This window comes from Streptosporangium sp. NPDC002524, assembly GCF_040295985.1.
GTDB lineage: Bacteria > Actinomycetota > Actinomycetes > Streptosporangiales > Streptosporangiaceae > Streptosporangium.
This window is the reverse complement of the sequence record NZ_JBEOWK010000011.1, coordinates 301,982-323,021: the sequence shown is the minus strand read 5'-3', so window position 1 is coordinate 323,021 and position 21,040 is coordinate 301,982. Positions and strand designations below refer to the sequence as shown.

Genomic DNA, 21,040 nt, shown 5'->3' with positions numbered 1-21,040 from the left:
CGGCCTGCTGCGCCCCGCCCGCGTGGGGTGTGCGTGGGCCGCTATCTCCCCCCCCGTCCCACCACCACCGGCCCGGCTTTCCGAACCCGCCGCCGAACCTTCCCACCACCACCTTCACGGCCCGATGGTGACGGTCCTCGTCGGCCCCGGCTCCGGCGGCGTGGTCGTGTCCCCTAGATCGTCCGGCGCGAGGGTGACGGTCCTCGTCGGCTCCGGCCGTACGCTCGTGCCCGCTCGATCGTAGAACCCGACCTCCCACCGCCCCGGCCGCCGTTCGAGTTCGGCGGCCACCCGTTCGACGACCCCGGGCCAGAGCAACTGCGACATCCTGTACTTGCCGTCACACAGGCCCACCTCCTTCCTGACCACCTCGCAGTCGTCGTACGAGTCCGGGTCGTCGTCGAAAGAATGGATCGGCATGTCACCGGGCAGGATCCAGATCTTGAGAGACTGAGGCCGCTCCAGCCAGCCGGAGGTCACCGAACTCCTGTCGTAGAAGTGGTCCACGTTCCTCCCTCCGCATCTGCCGGCCGAACCGCCCCCGTCGGCCTCCCGGATCACCACCATCGCCTCCGGATCGGCGCACACGACCCGGTACGAGGTGTGGACGCTCAACGGCCGGAAGGTGACCTTCGCTCCCTCGGGCACGGTCGTGAAACCGTACGACCTGATCAGGGGGGCGTCCAGGACGTTCTTGGGGGGCAGAGCGGACGGCGGTGAGATCCTCGCCGCCGTCGGCGGCTCCTTCCTCGCCGGTTCCGCGTCCCTCCAGAGCCACTGGACCGGGAAGGCCACCGCGGCCACGGCGGCCACCGCCAGCGCCACCCCCGTTACGCCCGCCACGGTCCTGCGCCGCCTGATGCGACGGCCACGCCGTACGATCTCCCGCACGTCGGGAGTGCCCCGGGAGACGTCCTCGGCCAGCGCCGCGCGCAGCTCGTCCTCGGTGTGGATCATCGTCTCGCTCCCGTCGTCTGGATCTCCGAATGGACGCGAAGGCGTTTCAGCGCCCGGCCGAGCTGGGTCTTCACCGTGCCGAGGGAGCAGCCGAGCACGTCGGCGCACTGCGCGAGGGTGAGCTCCTCGAAGTAGTGCAGGACGACGACCGCGCGCTGCCGCCTCGACAGGCCGCCGATCGCCTCCCGGAGCACCTGGCGGCTGCCGACCTCGGCGGTGAAGTCCCGCGGGTCGGCGCGTTCGGGAAGGTGCTCGGCGGGTACCTCGTCGCGCCACTTCCTGCGCCACCAGGAGGCGTGGGTGTTGACGATGATCCGGTGCACGTACGGGTCGGGGTCGCCCTCGATCCGCCGCCACGCCACCCATGCCTTGGCCAGCGCCGTCTGCACGAGATCCTCGGCGGTCGCCCTGTTCCCCGTGAGCAGGTACGCCGTATGTCGGAGCCGCTCGTAACGCGTCGCCACGTACGCGTCGAACCCGTCGTCCATTCACGATCTCCGTCCTGAAGCCTCGTAGACATCTACTCGGCGGCGGGCCGGTTCGGATGACAGCGGTGGAGACGCCGTGAGGCCGATATGGGACAGAGCGGGACCAAGGGCGGGCGGAGCGGGGTTCCAACCCCGGCCGCTCCACATAAAGTAGCGGGATGGTGATTCTGGACGGCGGCCTGGCCACCCATTTGGAGGAGCTGGGCGCGGACCTGCGAGACGACCTCTGGTCGGCGAAACTCCTGCTGGAGAACCCCTCCGTGATCCGGCAGGCGCATCTCGACTACTTCGCCGCGGGCGCCGAGGTGGCGATAACGGCGAGTTACCAGGCGAGCATCCCCGCGTTCGTACGGCGCGGCCTGAGCGCCGCCGAGGCCGAGGACCTCATCCTCCTCTCCGTGCACCTGGCCGCCCAGGCCAGGGACGCCCACGGCTCGGGCACCGTGGCCGCCAGCGTCGGCCCGTACGGCGCCTACCTGTCCAACGGCGCCGAGTACACCGGCGACTACGACCTCGACGAGGACGGCCTGACCGACTGGCACCGCGACCGCTGGCACATCCTGGCCGACAGCGAGGCCGACCTGATGGCCTGCGAGACCATCCCGTCCTACACCGAGGCCAGGGCGCTGCGGCGGCTGCTCGCCGAGACGCCGGGGATGCGGGCGTGGGTGAGCTTCTCCTGCCGCGACGGCGAGCACATCAACGACGGCACCCCGCTCAGGATGGCGGCCGGCCTGTTCGCCGGGAACCCGCAGGTGATCGCGATCGGCGTCAACTGCACGGCCCCGCGCCACGTGATGAGCCTGATCTCGCAGATCAAGGGCAAGCCCACCATGGTCTACCCCAACTCCGGCGAGGTCTGGGACTCCGCGAACCGGCGCTGGCTCGGGCTGGCCGACCCGGTGGAGTTCGGGGAGGCCGCGGCCGGGTGGACCGCCGCGGGCTCCGCCTTCGTCGGCGGCTGCTGCCGCACCACCCCGGAGCACATCCGCCAGATCCGCGCCCACCTCACGGGGTCGGACGCCCCCTGACCGGCCACCACACGTCCCCCCGGTGTACGCCGGATTCCCCGCCACACACTCCGGGGAATCCGGCGCACCGGAGACCTCACCGCTCGTAGATCACGACACACCGCCACACGGCGACCACAGACTTCCAGCTCCGAATCCGCTGTGACCGTTGGAACGCCGCGGTCGTCCCCAGGTAATGGTCACCGTTTGTTCTCAAGACGGAACGGGGGTCCGGCGCTATTCACGAGCCTGGCCACTGTTACGGGTCAGACGAAACCAGATCCTCGCGAACAGCAGGCCGATACAGCCACTGAGCGCGGCGATGACGATCGCCTCGGTGAGACGTCCGCCATCGGCGACACCGGCGACGACGAACATCGACACCGTGAACGCGACAACGCCGAGTACGGCGAACAGCCTGTCCTGCGCGTTTTCCCACCGGCGTGGTGGATGGCCGGTCTGCCGGTCAACACCGCGAGTGTCGAGAAACAATGCGATCAGCAGGACGGGAACCACTTGCATCGCGTTGTCGTACAAAGCGGTTTTCATCTCGTGATACTCCTCGTATCGTTCGTCACGCCGTCCGCGACGGTCACGGTGACGCCCGGTCGCCGCCCTCCGCGCGGGCGGTGACCGGGCAGGTCACAGGGCGCAGCGGGAATCATCGGCCGGCATCCGCAGGGTGGTCAGATACGTGGCGGCGATGTCGTTGACGCAGGCGTTCTTGCCGGATGACAAGATCGTGTGCTGCTCGCCGTCGACGGTGAGCATCTTGCCGCCCAGGACGTCGGCGAGCTTGACGCCCGCGTCGTAGGGCGTGCTCGGGTCACCGGTGATGGAGATCGTCAACGTTGGCGCGACACCCTCGACCCGGTCGGGGAGGGGGTAGGCGGGCTTCGGCTCGGCGGGCCAGAACTCACACCCGTCCCGCGCTCCGTCAACGCCGCTGCCGGAATCCATGAACGGCGCCACCTGATGGATCCGGTCCTTGAACTCACCGGCCTGCTGAGGTGTCAGGCGCTCCTCGTCCATGCACGCGATGGCGTAGTTGGCCTCGGCGAAGTTGCCTCCACTGCCGTCCGTGGGACTGAACGCCTCACGCAGCCGCAGCAGCTTGTCACCTCGTCCGGCCCGGACCTCGGCGAGCCCCGCGATGATCACTGGCCACGCCTCCCGGGAGTAGAGCCCGCTGACGACGGCGTTGATCGCGTCGTCGTAGGAGAGCCGTCGTCCGTCGCCGGCCGGAACCGGCCGCTTGAGCAGAGGACGCACGCTTTCCTGGAAGATTTTCGTGGCTTTGGATGGTTCGGCGCCCAACGGGCAGTCCGGGCGCTTCGCGCAGTCAGCCGCCATCTGCTCGAAAGATCGCTGAAAACCGGTGTACTGGTACAGCCGCCGGTCGACGAGCCCGAGACCGGGCTCGACGGCGCCGTCGAGGATCATGGCGCGGACGTTGCGCGGGAACGCCTCCGCGTACAACGTCCCGATGCGGGTTCCGTAGCTCTGGCCGAGGAAGTTCAGCTGCTTGTCACCGAGTGCCGCACGCAGGACGTCCATGTCGCGGACCGTGTCACGCGAGGAGATGGCGGCCAGCGCCTGTTCGCCGCCCGAGCGTTTCGCGCATTGCTCGGCCAGCCGGCGGGTGTCGGCCTCCGTGTAGCTGCCCGCCGAGACGATGAACTCGTACGGCAGTTCACCACCGCGCATTTCCTCGTCGGTGAAACAGTCCACGGCCGGCTCGCTCGCGGCCACCCCGCGCGGATCGAACCCGATCAGGTCGAACCGCTCGGTGATCGGGTTCCGCGCCAGCGCCGCGGCGGTGAGAACGGCGAACTGCATGCCGGGCCCTCCGGGCCCGCCGGAGTTGAGCAGCAGGGACCCCATCGAGGTTCCCCGCGCGGGAACCCGCAGCAGCGCGATCTGGGCGGTCTCGCCGTCAGGGTCGTCGTAGTCCAAGGGCACCCGCAGGCGGGCGCATTCGGCGGTTTTGCCGGCGGCGAAGATCTTGGTGTCGGCCGGGGTGGTGGCGTAGTCCTTGCACGGGCCGAAGGCCAGCTTCTGGCCGTAGAAGGAGGCGAGTTCCGCCGACGGCTGCGCCGGTCGCGTTTTTTGTTGTTCGGCTGGCGGAGAGCACGCGCTCAGCGTGGTCAGTAGCAGAAGAACTCCTACCGCCATCCGCGATGGGCGGGTCGAGAAGGACACCGGTTCTCCTGTCGGTGGGAGCCGTTCGGCTCCGGGTGGGCGGGGATACATCACGCCAAGGAGACACCCGGCCGCAGCGGCACACTCAAGACCGTACGAGCGTGATCCACCTCACAGGTCAAGGTGCACAACGGTCTGGATTGGGCATGCCGTCACGGCATGGCTTTACCGGTGTCCCACCGGCGCGACGGCGTCGGCCGGGACCGCTACCTGACGGAGGAGAAGGACGTGGCCTGGAGCACCCGCGAGATCGCCCAGCTCGCCGGTACGAGTCTGCGTGCGGTACGCCATTACCATGAGGTCGGACTGCTGGAACAACCGCAACGGCGTGACAACGGCTACAAGCAGTACGGAGTCGCCCATCTCGTCCGGGTGCTGCGTATCAAGCGCTTGGCGGACCTGGGGTTCTCGTTGTCCCAGATCGCCGCCATGGGTGACGCCGACGATCACCCCGAGGACGCCCTGCGCACTCTCGACGCCGAACTCGCGGCCACCATCGAACGGCTCCGGCGCACCCGCGTCGAACTCGGACTGATCCTGCGCCAGTCCACGCCGACCGATCTGCCGACCGATTTCACCGCGGCCAACGCCGTGGGGAACCTGCCACACGCCGATCGCTCGTTCGTCATCGTCCTGACCCGGGTCCTCGGACCGCAAACCCTGCGGGCTTGGGCGGACATGCTGCAGGAACCCGTCGTCAACCCCGTCACCGCGCAGTTCACCGACCTCCCCGCCGACGCCGACGAGCAGACCCGCGCCGGCGTGGCCGAGCGCATGGTCCCCCATGTGCACGCGCTGTACGCGGCGCACCCCGGACTCGGCATCACGAACTCCGGCACGCCGTACAGTGCGCGCTTTGTCGAACAAGCTGTCATCGACGCCTTGCAAGAGCTCTGCAATCCCGCCCAGATGGACGTGCTACGTCGTCTGAGCCTTCTCCTGTCCGACCAGTACGCTTCGAACGACACGGAGAGGGAGTAGATCCTCCGGTCTTCCGCCGACAGGGCCGGGACCGTCTCGCCGGTGTAGCCGCTTCGGAGATCTGTCGTCCGAGCCTGGACCGCTGTCACGGCGCGGACGGGGCGGCCGAAGGCCGGGGCGACGCTGACCGGTCAGGAGCGGGCGACGTTCGAGCGCCGGGCGCGGCGGGCGAAGTCCCGGAGCCGGAGCGAGGTTCGTAGCGCTCCAGGTGCTGGGTGCGCCGGATCAGGGCGCGCAGATCGGCGAGGGTTCCGGAGACGACCCCGTCGGCTCTGGCCTGGACCAGGACGTTGCCGATCGAGGTGGCCTCGACGGGTCCCGCGACCACGGGGAGGCCGCAGGCGTCGGCGGTGAGCCGGCAGAGCAGCGCGTTGCGCGAGCCTCCTCCGACGATGTGGATCGTGTCCACCGCCCGCCCGGTGAGCCGCCGGGCGTCCTCGACCGCCGCCCGGTGGGCCAGCGCCAGGGAGTCGATCACGCAGCGGACGATCTGGGCACGGGTCTCCGGCACGGGCCGTCCGGCACGGCGGCAGAAGCCGGCGATGCGTCCGGGCATGTCGCCGGGCGGGTGGAAGACCGGGTCGTCGGCGTCCACGACCGACCGGAACGGCTCCTCCAGGGCGGCCTGCCGGAGCAGCTCCTCCAGGTCGACCCGCCCTCCCGGCACCTCCGCGCCGGGTGGGGGCTTCTCCGACTCCCAGGTGCGGACGCACTCCTGCAGCAGCCACAGCCCGGTGACGTTGCGGAGGTAGCGTACGGTGCCGTCGATGCCCGCCTCGTTGGTGAAGTTGGCCCGCCGCCCCGCCTCGCTGATCATGGGCTGGTCCAGCTCGACGCCGACCAGCGACCAGGTGCCGCAGGAGATGTAGGCGAACCGCTCGCTCTCCGCGGGGACCCCCGCCACCGCGGAGGCGGTGTCGTGGGAACCGACCGCGATGACCCGGGTGTCCGGGGAGAGCCCGAGCTCGCTCGCGACCTCCGGCGCCAGCGGGCCGACCACCTCGCCGGGACGCCGGATGGGCGGCAGGATCCCGGCCGCGGGCCCGAGCCCGCCCGTCAGCACGGTGTCCCACTCGCGGGTCCTGGCGTCGAGCAGCTGGGTGGTGGAGGCGTTGGTCAGCTCCGCGCCGACCCGCCCGGTCAGCCAGTACGCGATCAGGTCGGGAATGAGCAGCAGCGTCGCGGCCGAGGCCAGCCGGGGCTCGGCGGCGAGCTGGTGGATGGTGTTGAACGGCTGGCGGGCGATACCCGTGCGGGCGTACAACTCCTCGAAGGGGACCCGGCTGGCCGTCCTCTCGGTGCGGGCGTCGCGGTAGTGGACGGGGTTGCCGAGCAGCGCGCCGTCGCCGTCCAGGAGCCCGTAGTCGACGGCCCAGGAGTCGATCCCGATGCCGTCGACGGGACCCGCCGCGCGCAGGCCGTCCAGCACCCCCCGGTAGATCCGCAGGATGTCCCAGTACAGCGTGCCGCCGGCCCGGACGGGCACGTTCGCGAAACGGTGCACCTCGCGCAGGTCCAGGGTGTCCGGCCCGATCTCGGCGACGACCACCCGGCCGCTCGACGCTCCGAGGTCGACCGCGGCGTACCGCCCGGTCCGCCCGGTCCGCTCGGGCTGAACGGTCCGCTCGGGCTGAACGGGTTGAACGGGCTGGGCGGTCCCCGGTGCCGACTGCATGCGAGCCCCTTTCAGGAGTTGAGGATCAGGGACGTCCCCGGCCCCCACTCCGGCGGGGCAGGAGCCGCACGAGGGGGACCGGGGACGGGTGACGGGGTCAGCGCAGGAAGGCCGCCGCGACACCCGCGTCGACCGGGACGTGCAGCCCCGTGGTCTGGGTGAGCTGGGTCAGCTGGAAGACCGCCCCCGCGACGTGCTCGGGCAGCACCTCGCGCTTGAGCAGGGTGCGCTGCGCGTAGTACTCGCCCAGCTTCTCCTCCTCCACCCCGTACACCGCGGCCCGGTTGGCCCCCCACCCCGAGGCGAAGATGCCGGACCCGCGCACCACCCCGTCGGGGTTGACGCCGTTGACCCGGATCCCGTACGCGCCGAGCTCGGCCGCGAGCAGCCGTACCTGGTGCGCCTGGTCGGCCTTGGCGGCCCCGTAGGCCACGTTGTTCGGCCCGGCGAACACCGCGTTCTTGGAGGAGATGTACACGATCTCCCCGCCCATCCCCTGGGGGATCATCACCCGGGCGCTCTCCCGCGAGACCAGGAACGACCCGCGGGCCATCACGTCGTGCTGCAGGTCCCAGTCGGCGACGCTGGTCTCCAGCAGCGAGCGCGACAGCGACAGGCCCGCGTTGTTGACGATCAGGTCCACCCCGCCGAACGCCAGCACCGCCGCCCGGAGCGCGGCGGCCACCTGTGCCTCGTCGGTGACGTCCACCTCCACCGCGACCGCGACGTCCTCCGGCCGGTACGCCTTCGCGCCCAGCTCGGCGGCCACCTTGCCCGCGGCGCCGAGGTCGCGGTCGGCCACCACCACGCACGCGCCCTCGGCGGCGAGCCTGCGCGCGGTCGCCGCCCCGATGCCGGAGCCGCCGCCGGTCACCACGGCCACCCGCGTCGCCAGCGGGCGCGCGGCCGGCATCCGGCGCAGCTTGGCCTCCTCCAGCTCCCAGTACTCGATCCGGAACTTCTCGCCCTCCTCGATCGGCGCGTACGAGGAGAGCGCCTCGGCCCCGCGCATCACGTTGATCGCGTTGACGTAGAACTCCCCGGCCACCCGCGCGGTCTGCTTGTCCCTGCCGAAGGAGAACATGCCCACCCCCGGCACCAGCACGATCGCCGGGTCGGCCCCGCGCATCGCGGGCGAGCCCTCCACGGCGTGCCGCCGGTAGTAGGCCGCGTACTCCTCGCGGTAGGCGGCGTGCAGTTCCCGCAGCCGGGCGACCACGTCCTCGATCGGGGCGTCGGCGGGCAGGTCCACCACCAGCGGGGCCACCTTGGTCCGCAGGAAGTGGTCGGGGCACGAGGTGCCCAGCGCCGCGAGCTCGGGGTGGCGCTCGCGCGACAGGAAGTCCAGCACCTCGCCGGTGGCGGTGTAGTGGCCGACCTGCGGGGCGTCGGTGGAGGCGAGCCCGCGCACCACGGGGAACAGCGCCGCCGCCCGCACGGCCCGCGCCTCGTCGTCCGGCGGCTCGTACCCGGCGAGCACCGGCCCGAACGGCTCCGCGCGGCCGTGCCCGGCGATGTACGCCTCCGCGGTGCGGATGATCTCCAGTGAGTTGGCCTCGCAGGCGGCCGAGGTGTCACCCCAGGCGGTGATGCCGTGCCCGCCCAGGACGCATCCGATCGCGAGCGGGTTGTCCTTCTTGATCGCCGCGATGTCCAGCCCCAGCTGGAAGCCGGGCCGCCGCCAGGGCACCCAGACCACCCGTTCGCCGAAGATCCGCGCCGTCAGCGCCTCCCCGTCGGCGGCGGTGGCGATCGCGATCCCCGCGTCGGGGTGCAGGTGGTCGACGTGCGCGGCGTCCACCAGGCCGTGCATCGCGGTGTCGATGGACGGCGCGGCGCCGCCGGTGCCGAAGGCGCAGAAGTCGAACGCCGCGACCATCTCGTCCTCGCGTTCGACCCCGGGGTACACCCCGGCCAGCGCCCGGAGCCGGTCCAGCCGCAGCACCGCGAGGCCGCGCTCGGCCAGGGTGCCCAGGTCTCCCCCGGACCCCTTCACCCACATCACCTCGGCGGGAGTCCCGGTCACGGGGTCGGCCGCCGTCCCCTTGGCCGAGGTGTTGCCCCCGGCGAAGTTCGTGTTCCGCGGATCGGCCCCCAGCGCGTGCGACCGCTGCAGCAGTTCCTCAACCGGCGACGTCATGACACCTCTCCGCTCACTCGTTCACCCGTTACCTCCCGCGGGCGCCCGGCGGGGCCTTCGTGGGTCCCGGGGGCGCGGCGGGGTGAGATCTTCTTAAAAACGTTTTAACGACGATGAAAAAGCTATGTGACACGTACGACACTGTCAACGCCGTCGCGCGAGATCGCGGGCCGAAAGCCGTCAGGCGGGCCGAAAGTACCGCCCCTGACTGGCGGAACACTTGTTGTTACGTTTTAATCAATGCACATGAGTTCGGTGAGCATAAAGGAAGTCGCGGCACGGGCCGGGGTGTCCCCCGGCACGGTGTCCAACGTGCTCAACCGCCCGGAGAAGGTCGCCGAGTCCACCCGCTCCCGGGTCGAGGAGGCCATCCGCGACCTCGGGTTCGTCCGGCACGGCTCCGCCTCCAGCCTGCGGGCCGGGCACAGCCGCACCGTCGGCCTCTCGGTGATCGACATCGGCAACCCCTTCTTCACCGACGTGGCGGCGGGGGTCGAGGAGGTGGCCAGCGAGCGCGGGTACGCCGTGATCCTGGGCAACTCCTCCGGCGACCGGCTCAAGGAGGAGCGCAACCTGCTCGTCTTCGCCGAGCAGCGGGTCCGCGGGGTGCTCATCACGCCCGCCGGGGCGAACCTGGCCAAGCTCGACCAGCTCAAGGAGCGCGGCATCAGCGTGGTGCTGGTGGACCACCCCGCCGAACGCGCCGACCAGTGCTCGGTGGCGGTCAACGACATCACCGGCGGCTCGCTCGCGGTCTCCCACCTGCTGTCCACCGGCGCCGAGCGGATCGCCTACGTCACCGGCCCCCTCACCATCCGCCAGTGCGCCGACCGCCTGATCGGCGCCGAGCGGGCACTGGCCGCGGCGGGCCGCGACCCCGGGGAGGCGCTGGAGGAGATCGCGATGAGCGCGATGAACGCCAGGTCGGGGCAGCAGGCGGCGGAGAAGATGATCGCCGGGGGGCGGCTGCCCGACGCCGTGTTCTGCGCGAACGACCTGCTCGCCCTGGGCATGCTGCGCGGCCTGCTCCAGGCGGGCGTACGGGTCCCCCGGGACGTCTCCCTCATCGGCTACGACGACATCGACTTCGCCTCGGCGTCGACGGTCTCGCTCAGCTCCATCCGGCAGCCGACCCACCGGCTCGGCCGGGTCGCCACGGAGCTGCTGCTGGACGAGTGCGACAACCCCGACTCACACGCCCATCAGCAGATCATGTTCCAGCCCGAGCTGGTCATCCGCGAGTCGACCCTCTGACCCTGCGCATCCTCCGGTCCCGCTCCACCCGGTCGCTTGCGCGAGTCGACTCTCTGACCTCGCTCGTCCTCCGGTCCCGCTCCACCCGGCGGTCCCGCTCGTCCTCCGACCGCGTTCACCCGCCCGGCCCGGCGGTCTTACTCGTCCGATCCCGCTTCGCCCGAACGGGGACGCTTGCGCGCCTCCTTGGCGGCCTGCCTCGCCGCCTCCTTCGCCTCCTTGGCGGCGCGGGCGGCCTCGACCTTGGCGCTCGCGGCGTACTTGTCGACGTACTCCTGGCCGGAGAGCTCCATCAGCGCGTACATGATCTCGTCGGTGACGGCGCGCAGGACGAGGCGGTCCTCCTCCATCCCGTAGTAGCGGGTGAAGTCGAGCGGCTTGCCGAACTTCACCCCCGGCCGGATGCCCAGCTTGGGAAGGACGCTGCCCGGGGGCATCATCTCGAACGTGTTGACCATCGCCCACGGGATGACCGGCACGCGCGACTCCAGCGCCAGGCGGGCCACACCGGTCTTGCCCTTGTAGAGGCGGCCGTCGTGGGAGCGGGTCCCCTCCGGGTAGATGGCGAGCACATGGCCCTCGTCGAGGATGCGCCTGCCGGTGCGCAGCGCCGCCTCGCTCGCCTTGCCTCCGGAGCGGTCGATGGGGACGGTGCCGACCCCGCTGAAGAAGGCCTTGCTCATCATCCCCTTGAGACCGCGGCCGGTGAAGTAGTCGGACTTGCCGAGGGAGATCACCTTGCGCCGCAGGAACAGCGCGCCGAAGAAGTGGTCGGCGAACGACAGGTGGTTTCCGGCCAGGATCACCGGTCCTTGCTTCGGCACGTTCCCCACGCCCTCCACCCAGGGACGGAAAATCAGATGGAGGAAGGGCGAGAGGATGGCCTTCACCACCCAGTAGAACACTCGATGCTCCTTCGGTTGCAGGCGTGGACCTGGAGTTATCCTCCCACTTCCGATCCCGGTCACCTACCCTACCGAACCACCCAAATCGACCTCTCGCAAAACACGTCCCACTCGTGCGACGATCGGGCGAACTCTTACTAGGAGCCGCGATGCCAGTCATGCCCGGTGCGGAGGCGTACCACCATGCGGGGGGACGGATCGGCGTCCTGCTCTGCCACGGATTCACCGGGTCGCCGCAGTCGTTGCGCCCCTGGGGCGAATACCTGGCGGCGGCGGGCATGACGGTGGCGCTGCCGAGGCTCCCCGGCCACGGCACCACCTGGCGGGAGATGGCCCGCACCGGCTGGGAGGACTGGTACGCCGAGCTCGACAAGGCCCTGGCGGACCTGCGCGGCAGCTGCGCCGAGGTCTTCGTCATGGGACTGTCGCTCGGCGGGTGCATGGCGCTGCGGCTGGCCGAGGTGCACGGCGACGGCATCAAGGGGCTGGTGGTCGTCAACCCGTCGATCGTCAACGACGTGCCGCTGCTCAGGCTGGCTCCCCTGCTCAAGTACGTGGTCGCGTCGGTGCCCGGCGTCGCCGGGGACATCAAGAAGGAGGGGGCGACCGAACTCGGCTACACGCGTACGCCGGTCAAGGCCGCGGCGACCCTTCTGCGGCTGTGGACGTTGACGCGGTCGGAGCTATATAAGATCACCCAGCCCGTCCTGGTTTTCCATAGTCCGCAGGATCATGTTGTGAAACCTGGGAGTGTGCGTATTCTGCGTGAGAGGCTGACCGGGGGGAATCTGAATGTGGTGGAGCTCGCCGACAGCTATCACGTCGCGACGCTTGACAACGATGCTGATCGGATCTTTGCGGGGAGCCTGGAGTTCATCACCTCGAACGCGTCTGTACCCTTGCAGAGAGACTGATCGCGAGCGGGGGATGCGCGGTCTCCGGGAGAAAGTGATCGGCCGATGAACAACGGGCCCAGCTAGGTGACACCTCAAAGCGATGAGGACGAGGTCTGGCGTCAGATCGTCGCGTCCTTCAACGACACCGCCGAGCGCGACTCGGCGAATCAGCCGTGGCCGGACAGCGAGAACCTTCCGGCCGAGCCTCCGCGACGGGTGATCAAACAGTCGGACGAGGAGGACCTCCTGCGGGAGGACGATCCCGCGGACGACACCGAATCCGCCACGGAACAGTCCGAGACCGAGGACGAAGAGGGGCACTACGTGCCCCCGCCCCCACCCCCGCTCCCCAAGACCGACGCCACCACCAAGATCGCATGGCTGGCGCTGTTCGGCGGCCCCGCCTACCTGCTGCTGAGCGCCGCGCTCAACTGGAACCTGCAGGGGTGGATGCTCTTCACCGCGGTCGCCGCGTTCATCGGCGGTTTCGTGGCACTGGTGGTCCGCATGGGCGACGGCCCGCCCAACGACTCCGGCTGGGACGACGGCGCCGTCATCTGAACGGCTCACCCAACCTGAGCGGGTCGTCCGCTCTGCGCGGGTGTCCAGCCTGAACGGGTGTCCAACCTGAACGGGTAGCCCGATCTGGTCGGGTGTCCGGCCACGGCCGCCTCATCCGTGCGGAGCGTCCGGTCTCCGTGCGGGTCGTCCCTTCTCCGTGCGGGTCATCCCGTCGCGGCCGGTCGAACGCGCCATCGGCCACGCTCGACCCTCGGCCACGCTCGCCAGAGCGGGTCGTCCATGATCGGCCGGGCACGACCGCCCCCGCCCGGACTACGGCTTGGCGCGCTCCGAGGTGCCGAAGCGCTCGATCACGTCGGTGTACTTGCCGGAGGCGTCGACCACGTGGCCGACGGTCCACACGGTGCCGGTGCCCGGCAGGTAGGCCGCCGACTGGAGACGTACCGTCCGGGGGGCGGCGGTCTCCGGACCGCGCAGCGCCTTGACCGCGTGCCCGTCGTACCGGAGCAGGAACGCCTCGCCGGGCCGCTCCAGGTCGACCCCGGAGATCCAGAAGTGGCCCTTGCGGTCACCCGTCACCCCGTACAGGCGGACGTCACCGGCGGGGAGGGACACCCGGGACCACTTCTTGCCGTTCCACGACAGGGCCAGCGGGACGATCCCGCCGGACTCCCGGTAGACGCCGCCGACGGCGAGGGCCCGCTTGGGGCCGTCGAGGTGAACGTCACGCAGGTAGCCGCCGGCGATCTCGGGGGCCTTGAAGGTCTTCCAGCGCCCGCCGGACTGCCTCATGATCAACGGTTTGCCGCCGGTGTCGCCCACCGCCCAGCCGTCGCTCTTGCCCGACAGCGCCACCCCGTACAGCGTGCCCCGGTCGGGCAGGTGGGTGAGCTTCCACTTCGAGCCCGTGCCGGTGACGAGCATGGGCAGCTTGTCGCGGCGGCCGACCGCGACCACCCGGCCGGGAACGGCCGCCACCCCGCCCAGCCAGTCGCCCGAGTGCAGCTTGTCGACGATGACCCTGTCGAAGGACGCCCCGTCTCCCCTCGCCAGGTAGGGGAGGCCGTCGTGCCCCTCGCCGACGGCCCACAGCTCGGTCGCCGAGGCGGCCGCGACGGAACGCAGGGGCCCGGCGCCGGTCGGGTCGTTGCGGATGCCGACCTCGTTCCAGGAGGTGCCGTCCCAGTGGGTGATCGCGCCGCGGCTCTGCCAGACGTCCCAGACGCTCTGCTGGCCGACCGCCCACACGCTCGTGGCCGAGACCCCCGCCACGTCGGACAGCGATCCGTCACTGCTCAGGCCCGCGCTGACCGGAGCCTGCCATGCCTCGGCCGCGGGCGGGCTGACGGGATCGGCGTGGGCTGGGAACGTTTGCGGAGACAGCAGGAGCAGGCCTCCCGCGCAGAGAACCAGCGCACGCCGCGGAAGGCGACGGGTCATGTTTCAAATGGTACGGGGCTCATGCGCTCCCCGTGTGCCGGTCTCCCCACTTGACCGGCGCGATCTGGAAAGACGCCCTGTCACGGGCGGGGAAGATCTTCTCGTCTCCGTGACGGAAACGCCTGTCTCCGTCACGGAAACACCGGTCCTCCCGGCTTATCCGCCTCCCCCGCCTCCCCCGGAAGGCCCGGACCGGGCTCCCCCCGCGCGGGGCCCGCGTGATCGCCGGTGCCGGAGGCTCCCGCCGGGGCCGTACCGAGACCGGCGTCCGTACCAGGACCGGCGTCCACGGCCGACCCGGCGCCCTGGGCGGGACCGGCATCGGTGGCGGGACCGGCGTCCACGGCGGAGCCGATGCCCTTGGCGGGACCGAGATCGCTGGCGGGAGCAGCATCGGCGACGGGACCGATGTCCTTGGCGGGACCGGCATCGGTGGCGGGACGGGTGTCCACGGCGGGATCGGCGTCCACGGCGGGGGCGGCGTCCACGGCGGGGCCCGAGGGAGCCTCGGCCTCGGGGCGCGGGTGGTCCAGTTCGGCGATCACCGGCAGGTGGTCGGTGGCGGCCACCAGGTCGGCGGGGTCGGCGTCGATCCCGCCGCAGGAGACCACGGCGAAACCCTCGACCGCGAAGATCGCGTCGATCCGCTTGTGCGGGCCCCTCGCGGGGAAGGTGAAGCCGTCGCCGCGCGGCGAGACCGGATAGCAGTCGGTCAGCCGCTCGGCGAGGTGTTGCCAGCTCGGCTGGCCCGACTGCTCGTTGATGTCTCCGGCGAGCACCGGCAGCGCGCCGAACCGGTCGGCCACCTCCCGCAGGAGCCTCACCGCCTCGTCCGCGTGGCGGCGCCGGGCGGTCTCGTCGAGGTCCAGGTGGATGGAACCGACGGCGACCCGCCGCCCGTCCGCCTCCACCACGGCGATCGCGATGGCGCGCCGCTCCAGGGGGAAGAAGGACTCCAGGAGACGGCCCTCCCCGTGCAGCAGCCGCACCCCGGGACCGGTCAGCACGGCGACCCCGCCCCTTCGGCGGCCCGCGGCCACGGCCAGCCCGCCGAAGGCGGCCAGCCGCCTTCGCCTGCGGCGCCAGCACAGGAAGCGGGGCGCCTCCTGCACACAGAGCACGTCGGCGCGGAGCGCGGCGACCACCCGCCCCAGCGCCGGGACGTCGTCCTTCATGGAGCGCACGTTGTAGCTGGCGATCCTGAGCACCACGGCCACCTCACTTCGCGACGCGTGCCGCGAGGATAGCCGCGCACCACCGGACATACCAGCCGCCTGCCCTGATCGGCATGTTCACCGCCGGGGATACCAGCCGCCCGAAGCGATCGACATGCTCACCGCCGGACGTACCGGCCACCCGCCCTGATCGGCATATTCACCGCCGGGCACACCAGCCGCCCGAACCGATCGACACGCTCACCGCCAGACGCACCGGCCGCCCACCCTGATCGGCATGTTCACCGTTGGAGATACCAGCCGCCCGCACCGATCCGCATGCTCACCGCCAGACGTTCCGATCATCCGCGTTGACCGGCATGCTCACCGCCGGGCGTACCGGCCGCCCGTGCCGAATCGGCGGGCGGGCGGCCGTACGCGCCGGGAGTGGCGGTCAGCGCCTGCGGGCGAGGTCCGCGGCGCCCACCAGGCCCGCCGAGGCGCCGAGTTCGGCGCAGCGGATGTCGGCCAGCGGACGGTGGCCCCGGCCGCTCAGGTGGGTGGTGTAGAACTCCCGGGTCTCGTCGATCCACAGGTCGGCGGCACGCGAGACGCCGCCGCCGAGGACGAAGCAACCCGGGTCGAGGACGGCGGCGAGGTCGGCCAGGCCCTGGCCGATCCAGCGGGCCATCGAGGAGAACGCGGCCAGCGCGGCCGGGTCCCCCTGCCTGGCGGCCTCGGTGACCTCCTGGCCCTCGATCTGGTCGGGCGTCCCGCCGGCGATCTCCAGGAGCTTGACAGCCTTGTCCGGCTCGGCCTCGGCGATCCTCCTGGCCTCGCTGACCAGGGCGTTCCCGCTGGCGTACTGCTCCCAGCAGCCGAGGTTGCCGCACCCGCACAGACGCCCGTCGGGGACCGCCTGCATGTGGCCGAGCTCGGCGCCCATGCCCCAGCGGCCCCGGTAGAGGGAGCCGTCGAGCACGATGCCGCCGCCGATGCCCGTACCGACGGTCACGCACACCAGGTGGGTCTCACCGCGACCGGCACCGAACCTGGCCTCGCCCCACGCCATCGCGTTGGCGTCGTTCTCCACCACGACGGGAAGGCCGACCATGTCGGAGACCTTCCTCTGCAGGGGCTCCTCACGCCAGGCGAGGTTGGGGGCGAACCGGACAATGGACCTGGTCTCGTCGACGAACCCGGCCGCGCCCAGGCCGACGGCCTCGATCTCCCGGCCCTTGGAGAGCTCCAGGATCGCGTCACCGATCGTGTGGGCGACCTGGTCCGGATTCTCCGCCGGGGTGGGCCGCAAGAGATGCTCGACGATCTGGCCGTCCTCGTCCACGACTCCCGCCGCGACCTTCGTACCGCCAATGTCCACACCGATGGTCAGCGCCATTGTCCATTCTTCCTCTCCCCCTGGGCTCACCCCAGGTCGATGTGCTCCACGGGGGTGTCTCCTCGCTCGCGCTCGCGTTCCCGCTGCGCGGGAGCGGGCTTGCCGAGTCCGTCGACGGCCGACTTGAAGGCGGCGAACAGCTCGGTGCCCGCCTGCATGAGATGGTCGGTGACGGCACCGCCACCGCCCGACTCGCGCTGCGCGGCTATCGCACGGCAGACGGGGCAGGCCCGGCAGATGTACTCCTCATGCTCCGAGACCGCCTCCTCCCACACGTCCCGCTCTCTTCTTCCCCGGCCACCACCGGAGAACGCGCTGCCGACCCCGGTCATCGTGCCCTTGATCAGGTTCTTGCGCAGTTCCCTGGTCGCCTTCTGCTGCAGCGTGTCGAAGAGCTTGAACGCCTCCTCGGCCGCGGTGCCCAGCGGGTCCTTGCCGCCCTGGGATCCGCCCCGGGTGCCGCTCTGGGAGCCACTTTGGGTGCCGCTCTGGGACCGCTCGTCACGCGCCCGCTCTTCCCGTGCCCGTTCCTGCTTCCCGGCCGCGGTTTCCTTCTCGCGCTCCGCGGACTCGGCGCGGTCGCCCGGCCTGGCCCACGGGGTCCATCCGGTCCGCTCCTCCTGCCTGGCCCGGCTGGCGCGCTCGAACCACTCGGCCCGCGCGTCACGAGCAGCCTGCGCGTCACGAGCGGCCTGTGCGGAATCCGAGGTCTGCCCGATACTCGCGGCCTGCCCGGCATCCGGGACCTGCCCGGAGTCTGCGCCCTGTTCGGGGCTCGCGGCCTGTCCGGTACGCGCGGCCTGTCCGGTACGCGCGGCCTGCCCGGAACCCGGGGCCTTCCTGGCCCTCGGGGCCCGCTTGGAGGGCGCGGGCTCGGCCACGGCCTCCACCTCGACCACCTCCAGGCGCGCGACCTTCTCGACACGCTCGGCCCGCGCGGGCTCCCCGGTGTCCTCCGGTCGCTCGACACCCCCGACGGCTTCGACGGCTTCGACCCGCTCAACCCGCACAACGGACTCGACGGACTCGACGGACTGGGACGATCCGGTGCGCCCGCCCTTCGGGGACTTCCCGGCCGGATCCGTGCTCCGCCCCTTCGGGGGCGTCTTCCCGGTGCGGCGGCCCTTCGGAGCCTTGGCCGCGCCTTCGGTGCCCTCGGTGCCCCCGGTGCCCCCGGTGCCCCCGGTGCTTCCGGCGACCCTGGTGTTCTCGGCGCTCTCGACGCCTCCAGTCCCGGTCCCGGTCCCGGCCTCGGACGGCGGCGTCGCGGCGCCGGCGGCCTTCCGTGGCTTCCTCGGCGCGCGCGGCTTCGGGGTCTTCTCTGCGTCGTTCGTGTTATCGGTCATCAGGCCCTCCCGATTCGAACCGTACCCGGAGAAACCCGTCTCGGAGCGCGGCCTCACGCACCGACCTGCGGGCCAGTGCCGCGGGCAGGGCGAGGACCCGGCGGTAGGAACCGGCGTTGACGATCAGCTCGTCGCCCTTGCGCGCCAGGTCCACCTCGTCCTTGTCCGCGAGCGGCAGGGCCAGGATCAGCTCGCCCTCGGCGGTGATCCGCAGCGGCGGGTCGACGGAGGGCGGGGCGAAGGGGTCGCCCTCGCCGTACATGGCCTCGGCGACGGCGGCGAGGGCGTCGAGGCCGACGGGCTCGGCCTCCAGGTACGGCACGATGTGCACGGGCAGCGGCGCGAAGGACTCCTCGACCTCGGCCAGGTGCCGGGCCTGGGCCCGCACCCATCTCTGCCGCCACGGGTCGGCGCCCTCGGAGGGGAAGACACGGTTGGCGATCACCGCGTCCACCCGGTAGCCGTACAGGCTGAGGGAGGTGAGCGTGCGCCGGGCCTCGGCGAGCACGACGGCCTCGGGGGTGAGCACCAGCCGGACGCTCGCGCCGGGGCCGGTGAGCAGCTCGCGCACCTCCATCAGCCCCCGGTGGAGCCGCTCGCCCGCGCCGATCACGTGGTCTTCGGGCATGCTGACCTGCGCCAGGCGGCGTACCAGCGGGGAGAGGGTGCTCAGCAGCCGCCTGCCGATGGGCAGCAGCCGGTTCACGTGCCAGTCGAGGGCCTCGGGCAGGGCGAGCAGCCGGAGCGTCTCGGCGGTCGGGGCGCAGTCGATGACGATGACGTCCCACAGCCCGGAGCGCGCCTGCTCGCGCAGCTCCAGCAGCGCGATGACCTCCTCGGCGCCGGGCAGCACCGTGATCTCCTCGGCGGTCACCTCGTCGAGGCCGAGCTCGGCGAAGACGCCCCTGGCGTAGTCGCGCAGCTCGCCCCACTGGCGTTCCAGCGCCCTCTGGGTGTCGACCTGGTGGAGGGAGAGACCGGGTGCGATCTCCGTGGGCTCCCCGCCGGCCCGCACGCCGAGGGCGTCGGCCAGCGAGTGGGCGGTGTCGGTGGAGACCACCAGGGTCTTCAGCCCGGACCGGGCGGCGAGGGTGGCCGTGGCGGCGGCGACGGTCGTCTTGCCGACGCCGCCCTTGCCGGTGAAGAGCAGGACCCTGCTCACGCCGTCTCCCGGCGGGAGGACGCGGGGCTCCGCTCCGCGACCGCGCCGTGCCGCGCGCCCCGCTCCCTCATGGGGTCTCGACGCGCTTCTTCAGCCCCTTCAGGGCGGTGTCGATGATGACCTTCTCCGCCTTCCGCTTGATCATGCCGATCATCGGCACCTTGAGATCGACGGCGAGCTCGTACGTCACCTCGGTGCCGTTGCCCGCATCGGCAAGACGATAACTCCCCGTGAGCCCGGAGACCATCTTTCCCGCCTCGGCGATGCTCCAGTCGACGGACTCGTCACCGTGCCAGGTGTAGCGGAGGGTGTATTCGTCGCTGATCACGCCCGCGTCGAGAACGAACCGGACCGTGGCCGGCCGGCCGTCCTCCCCCGTGGAGAGGACGCGAGCGGCCTTCACCTGCCCGGCCCACTCCGGGTAGGAGGGGAAGTCGGCGATGACCGTCATGATGGTCGACCGGTCCGCGCCGATCTTGATGCTGGAGGTGGTGCGATCAGCCATGGGGCAACCGTACTGCTTCACGATCGTCCGCGTACGCCCGGCGGGGCCGGGCACGGCCGGCGCGGCGACAGGAGCGGTGGCAGGGGCGCTGACAGGGGCGCTGACAGGGGCAGTGGCAGCGACGGTGGCAGGAAGCGGCACCACGAAGCGGACACCCCGCGCGCCCGCTTCGGAGCGTGGCGGCTACCACTCCAGGACGTAGGGGACGCCTCTGTTGCGGAAGTGCCCCACGTTGAGGCATTCGGTCCTGCCGACCCGGGTGCGGGCGGCGAGGGGCTGGTGCACGTGGCCGAACAGGGCGTAGCGCGGCTGGGTCCGCCTGATCGCCTCCAGGGTGGCCTCGCTGCCCCGTTCGAAGCGCCGGGCGACCACGTCGTAGAGCAGCTCGGGGATCGCGGGAGGGATGTGGCAGCAGAGCACGTCGACCTCGCCGACGGCCTCGACCTTGCGGGCGAACTCCTCGTCGTCGATCTCGTACGGCGTCCGGTACTGGGTGCGCAGCCCGCCCCCGACGAAGCCGAAGCGCAGGCCGCCGATCTCCACGGTCTCGCCGTCGAGCACGTGATGGCCCTCCCGGACGTACTCGGGCCAGTAGCGCGGCAGGTCCACGTTGCCGTAGGTGATGTACGCGGGGGTCGGCATCGCGCCGAAGATCTCGCCGTACTGCCGCCGGACGGAGCGCTCGATGTGGTCGCGGGGGTCGCCCTCCAGCGAGGCCCACAGCGCGGAGGACATCGCCCGCGCCTCCTCGAACCGCTTGGCCGTCCGCAGCGCGATGAACTCCCCCGCCCGCTCGGCCCCGAAGAGCTCGGCGAAGATGCCCTGGGAGTGGTCCGCGTAGTCGACGAACAGGATCAGGTCGCCCAGGCAGATCAGCGCGTCGGCGCCGTCTCCCGCGCGGGCCAGCGCGTCGGCTCTTCCGTGCACATCGCTGACGACATGAACCCGCATGCCAGACATCCTAACTACCAATAAATACGGCCATACGTGATGAACCTGACAAG

General features: G+C 71.2%; 19 protein-coding genes. 5 read left to right on the top strand and 14 right to left on the bottom strand.

What is annotated here, in order from left to right:
• Window positions 1-114: 114 nt before the first annotated feature.
• Together ABT053_RS21345 and ABT053_RS21340 are read right to left on the bottom strand one after the other, a co-directional pair.
• On the bottom strand, window positions 115-957 hold the full coding sequence (locus tag ABT053_RS21345; RefSeq protein ID WP_350970833.1) for a hypothetical protein: 843 nt from the start codon (window positions 955-957) through the stop codon (window positions 115-117).
• A complete protein-coding gene (locus ABT053_RS21340) occupies window positions 954-1,445 on the bottom strand; it encodes a SigE family RNA polymerase sigma factor (RefSeq protein WP_350970832.1) in 492 nt (163 codons plus the stop codon). The genes ABT053_RS21345 and ABT053_RS21340 overlap by 4 nt, the downstream gene beginning before the upstream one ends.
• A gap of 158 nt (window positions 1,446-1,603) precedes the next feature.
• Between ABT053_RS21340 and mmuM the strand changes: the two genes are divergently transcribed.
• Complete coding sequence (mmuM, locus tag ABT053_RS21335) at window positions 1,604-2,476, top strand: homocysteine S-methyltransferase (protein WP_350970831.1); 873 nt, start codon at window positions 1,604-1,606, stop codon at window positions 2,474-2,476.
• A 216-nt stretch (window positions 2,477-2,692) separates the two neighbouring features.
• Here the strand turns inward: mmuM and ABT053_RS21330 are convergent, their stop codons facing one another.
• Window positions 2,693-3,004 (bottom strand): hypothetical protein, encoded by a 312-nt coding sequence (locus ABT053_RS21330; RefSeq protein WP_350970830.1) that lies wholly within the window; start codon window positions 3,002-3,004, stop codon window positions 2,693-2,695.
• A gap of 93 nt (window positions 3,005-3,097) precedes the next feature.
• Window positions 3,098-4,657, bottom strand: coding sequence for an alpha/beta hydrolase (locus ABT053_RS21325; protein WP_350970829.1), 1,560 nt, complete (start codon window positions 4,655-4,657; stop codon window positions 3,098-3,100).
• Window positions 4,658-4,816: 159 nt separating this feature from the next.
• Between ABT053_RS21325 and ABT053_RS21320 the strand changes: the two genes are divergently transcribed.
• Complete coding sequence (locus ABT053_RS21320; protein ID WP_350970828.1) at window positions 4,817-5,638, top strand: helix-turn-helix domain-containing protein; 822 nt, start codon at window positions 4,817-4,819, stop codon at window positions 5,636-5,638.
• Between the two features lie 85 nt (window positions 5,639-5,723).
• Here ABT053_RS21320 and ABT053_RS21315 read toward each other — a convergent pair whose 3' ends face one another.
• Entirely contained in the window at window positions 5,724-7,313 is a 1,590-nt protein-coding gene (locus ABT053_RS21315) for a rhamnulokinase (RefSeq protein WP_350970827.1), read from the bottom strand.
• A gap of 97 nt (window positions 7,314-7,410) precedes the next feature.
• Window positions 7,411-9,453 (bottom strand): bifunctional aldolase/short-chain dehydrogenase, encoded by a 2,043-nt coding sequence (locus tag ABT053_RS21310; protein WP_350970826.1) that lies wholly within the window; start codon window positions 9,451-9,453, stop codon window positions 7,411-7,413.
• Between the two features lie 246 nt (window positions 9,454-9,699).
• On the opposite strand from ABT053_RS21310, the gene ABT053_RS21305 reads away from it, so the two are divergent.
• Window positions 9,700-10,707 carry a LacI family DNA-binding transcriptional regulator gene (locus ABT053_RS21305; RefSeq protein ID WP_350970825.1) on the top strand — a complete coding sequence of 336 codons (1,008 nt, stop codon included), beginning with the start codon at window positions 9,700-9,702 and terminating at the stop codon, window positions 10,705-10,707.
• Window positions 10,708-10,844: 137 nt separating this feature from the next.
• On the opposite strand, the gene ABT053_RS21300 is transcribed toward ABT053_RS21305, so the two are convergent.
• Window positions 10,845-11,612: a lysophospholipid acyltransferase family protein gene (locus ABT053_RS21300; protein ID WP_350970824.1), complete on the bottom strand. Its 768-nt coding sequence runs from the start codon at window positions 11,610-11,612 to the stop codon at window positions 10,845-10,847.
• Between the two features lie 149 nt (window positions 11,613-11,761).
• Between ABT053_RS21300 and ABT053_RS21295 the strand changes: the two genes are divergently transcribed.
• Window positions 11,762-12,526 (top strand): alpha/beta hydrolase, encoded by a 765-nt coding sequence (locus ABT053_RS21295; RefSeq protein ID WP_350970823.1) that lies wholly within the window; start codon window positions 11,762-11,764, stop codon window positions 12,524-12,526.
• Window positions 12,527-12,592: 66 nt separating this feature from the next.
• Window positions 12,593-13,069, top strand: a complete 477-nt coding sequence (locus ABT053_RS21290; RefSeq protein ID WP_350970822.1) for a hypothetical protein — start codon at window positions 12,593-12,595, stop codon at window positions 13,067-13,069.
• A 273-nt stretch (window positions 13,070-13,342) separates the two neighbouring features.
• Here the strand turns inward: ABT053_RS21290 and ABT053_RS21285 are convergent, their stop codons facing one another.
• The 7 genes from ABT053_RS21285 to ABT053_RS21255 form a co-directional block, all read right to left on the bottom strand.
• Entirely contained in the window at window positions 13,343-14,470 is a 1,128-nt protein-coding gene (locus ABT053_RS21285) for a beta propeller repeat protein (protein ID WP_350970821.1), read from the bottom strand.
• A gap of 131 nt (window positions 14,471-14,601) precedes the next feature.
• The gene (locus ABT053_RS21280; RefSeq protein WP_350970820.1) at window positions 14,602-15,678 is read right to left on the bottom strand and encodes an endonuclease/exonuclease/phosphatase family protein; all 1,077 of its coding nucleotides are present in this window, start codon (window positions 15,676-15,678) and stop codon (window positions 14,602-14,604) included.
• Between the two features lie 400 nt (window positions 15,679-16,078).
• Window positions 16,079-17,023, bottom strand: a complete 945-nt coding sequence (locus tag ABT053_RS21275; RefSeq protein ID WP_344749464.1) for an ROK family glucokinase — start codon at window positions 17,021-17,023, stop codon at window positions 16,079-16,081.
• 26 nt (window positions 17,024-17,049) lie between these two features.
• Window positions 17,050-18,369, bottom strand: coding sequence for a hypothetical protein (locus ABT053_RS21270; protein ID WP_350970819.1), 1,320 nt, complete (start codon window positions 18,367-18,369; stop codon window positions 17,050-17,052).
• Window positions 18,359-19,531: an ArsA family ATPase gene (locus ABT053_RS21265; RefSeq protein WP_350970818.1), complete on the bottom strand. Its 1,173-nt coding sequence runs from the start codon at window positions 19,529-19,531 to the stop codon at window positions 18,359-18,361. The genes ABT053_RS21270 and ABT053_RS21265 overlap by 11 nt, the downstream gene beginning before the upstream one ends.
• A 67-nt stretch (window positions 19,532-19,598) precedes the next feature.
• Window positions 19,599-20,036 (bottom strand): SRPBCC family protein, encoded by a 438-nt coding sequence (locus ABT053_RS21260; protein WP_350970817.1) that lies wholly within the window; start codon window positions 20,034-20,036, stop codon window positions 19,599-19,601.
• 183 nt (window positions 20,037-20,219) lie between these two features.
• Window positions 20,220-20,987 carry a metallophosphoesterase family protein gene (locus tag ABT053_RS21255; protein ID WP_350970816.1) on the bottom strand — a complete coding sequence of 256 codons (768 nt, stop codon included), beginning with the start codon at window positions 20,985-20,987 and terminating at the stop codon, window positions 20,220-20,222.
• Window positions 20,988-21,040 lie beyond the last annotated feature (53 nt).

What these genes read in the sequence shown, in the direction of transcription:
- ABT053_RS21345 (WP_350970833.1), bottom strand. Translation starts at nt 957, where the DNA reads ATGATCCACACCGAGGACGAGCTGCGCGCGGCGCTGGCCGAGGACGTC.
- ABT053_RS21340 (WP_350970832.1), bottom strand. Translation starts at nt 1,445, where the DNA reads ATGGACGACGGGTTCGACGCGTACGTGGCGACGCGTTACGAGCGGCTC.
- mmuM (WP_350970831.1), top strand. Translation starts at nt 1,604, where the DNA reads ATGGTGATTCTGGACGGCGGCCTGGCCACCCATTTGGAGGAGCTGGGC.
- ABT053_RS21330 (WP_350970830.1), bottom strand. Translation starts at nt 3,004, where the DNA reads ATGAAAACCGCTTTGTACGACAACGCGATGCAAGTGGTTCCCGTCCTG.
- ABT053_RS21320 (WP_350970828.1), top strand. Translation starts at nt 4,817, where the DNA reads ATGGCTTTACCGGTGTCCCACCGGCGCGACGGCGTCGGCCGGGACCGC.
- ABT053_RS21315 (WP_350970827.1), bottom strand. Translation starts at nt 7,313, where the DNA reads ATGCAGTCGGCACCGGGGACCGCCCAGCCCGTTCAACCCGTTCAGCCC.
- ABT053_RS21310 (WP_350970826.1), bottom strand. Translation starts at nt 9,453, where the DNA reads ATGACGTCGCCGGTTGAGGAACTGCTGCAGCGGTCGCACGCGCTGGGG.
- ABT053_RS21305 (WP_350970825.1), top strand. Translation starts at nt 9,700, where the DNA reads ATGAGTTCGGTGAGCATAAAGGAAGTCGCGGCACGGGCCGGGGTGTCC.
- ABT053_RS21295 (WP_350970823.1), top strand. Translation starts at nt 11,762, where the DNA reads ATGCCAGTCATGCCCGGTGCGGAGGCGTACCACCATGCGGGGGGACGG.
- ABT053_RS21285 (WP_350970821.1), bottom strand. Translation starts at nt 14,470, where the DNA reads ATGACCCGTCGCCTTCCGCGGCGTGCGCTGGTTCTCTGCGCGGGAGGC.
- ABT053_RS21275 (WP_344749464.1), bottom strand. Translation starts at nt 17,023, where the DNA reads ATGGCGCTGACCATCGGTGTGGACATTGGCGGTACGAAGGTCGCGGCG.
- ABT053_RS21270 (WP_350970819.1), bottom strand. Translation starts at nt 18,369, where the DNA reads ATGACCGATAACACGAACGACGCAGAGAAGACCCCGAAGCCGCGCGCG.
- ABT053_RS21260 (WP_350970817.1), bottom strand. Translation starts at nt 20,036, where the DNA reads ATGGCTGATCGCACCACCTCCAGCATCAAGATCGGCGCGGACCGGTCG.
- ABT053_RS21255 (WP_350970816.1), bottom strand. Translation starts at nt 20,987, where the DNA reads ATGCGGGTTCATGTCGTCAGCGATGTGCACGGAAGAGCCGACGCGCTG.